The organism is Polaribacter sp. BAL334 (assembly GCF_015767435.1).
Classification (GTDB): Bacteria; Bacteroidota; Bacteroidia; order Flavobacteriales; family Flavobacteriaceae; genus Polaribacter.
The window spans coordinates 1-1,697 of the sequence record NZ_JADWOV010000211.1; the positions used below are offsets into that span (position 1 = coordinate 1).

1 protein-coding gene is annotated in these 1,697 nt (G+C 33.9%); it reads right to left on the reverse strand.

Annotated features, from left to right (window positions below):
- Positions 1-1,697 (reverse strand): T9SS type A sorting domain-containing protein (locus IU405_RS01895; protein ID WP_197436932.1); only part of this gene is annotated, 1,697 nt, incomplete at both ends.

The window sequence follows — 1,697 nt, forward strand, 5'->3', positions numbered from 1 at the left end:
CCATACGTTGCTTCGCTGCTTGATACTTTTAATAGATAAATACCCGATTTCACTTTAAAGTCAAAGGCTAATTCATTTTTACCTATTGTTAATTGAGCCTTAGATTTATGGATTGTTTTTCCTGTAACATCCGTTAAAGTTACTGTAGCTTCTGTATCATTTTTACTGAATAATAGCAAGTTTACATTTCCTAAAGATGGATTTGGATATGCCATCAATTCATTTTCGTAAGTTTCTTGTTTTTCTACAGTAATTCCATCAGAACCAGCAGCTTTTACAAATTTCACATCAGAAATAACCAAATCCAATTCTTTTGTTTGCGCTTCCACAGGTAAGAATGTGAATGTTAACGTGGTTAAATCATCAGCAACAATTTTATCTTGAGTACCTACAGAAGTGTAAATATCAAAAGGCACATAGTAGGTTTGCTCTTCTTTAGACAAATCAACCATCACTCTATATTGTTGTTTCCAATCTTCGATAGATGCTTTGATCAATCCCAATTCCATCAATCCACTTCCTTTTGCAGTGAAAGCTAAGTATTTGAACTCAGTATAATCATCAGACAATGTTCCAGGTAATAATGATTTGTAAATGGTTAAGTAATCATAATCACTAGTCGCTTTGATTTCAACATTTCTATTGATAGCCAATTCATCTTCATTGTAGATTCTGTCAAAATTATTGGTGATTTGGTGACGCTCGATTTTAGTATATTTTGAATCAAAATCCAATCCCCAGTTACCATCCGCATGATAGAAAGCATCTTCAATTTCTCCATTCACTTTGATCAATCCATCATATTCATACGCATCTTTGATGTCAATTAAAACGATTTGTTCTGATTTAGCACTGATTGGATTGTAACGTTTTTTTACGTTTCCAGCAGTTTCAGAATATTTTTCTTCCATTTCAATTTCACCACCAATGGTTCCTTTATCACTTCTTAATTTCAATACCAAGTTGTTAGCCACTCTCGAAACTTTTGCAGCATAGGTTTTAGGCATTCTGTGTTTTTCGGATTGAGTTACAGGAATGAATGATTTTAGGTTAGCTAAAATGTCTTTCACCAATTTTTGAGTATCCTCAGGATTTGTAGCCCACACTTGGAAATTATACATGTCATTGAACTTGGTATAGTGATTCACATACCAGTTTGTTTGCATGCTGTAATCTGCGTCATTATTGTTTTTAGCAACCGCAAAAGAAATAGCATGTTCCACAACACCATTTCTTTGTTTGATGGCTTGCATTAAGAAATTATAACCTTCTAAATTTACTGATTTTACAGTCAAAATTTCAGCACCACGCAATCTGTCACAAGACGCTTTTGTATGGTTATAGACTTTGTCAGAAGTTTTGATACCTAAAACAACCCCTTTTGTTTTTCCATTGACAGAGAAATCTACAGACAATACTTCATCAGCAATAGTATAATCTAAAATATCAGTAGGAGAGGTTACGTTTGCTATATTTCCTGCAACTAATTCTGTAGGGAACATGTCTAACATGGTTTGACCTTTACCTTGATAAGGTTGCGCTTGTTTTAGTTTTGCTTTGCTATAGAGGTTTTCTTCCGATTTTACAAACTCAGTTGGAACGCTATTTTTCTTACGATTTACATAGATTTTAGAAATAGCATCACCCAAACTCTCAGATTCTACACCACCAGCATTTCCAGTAGTAACTTCAGCAGA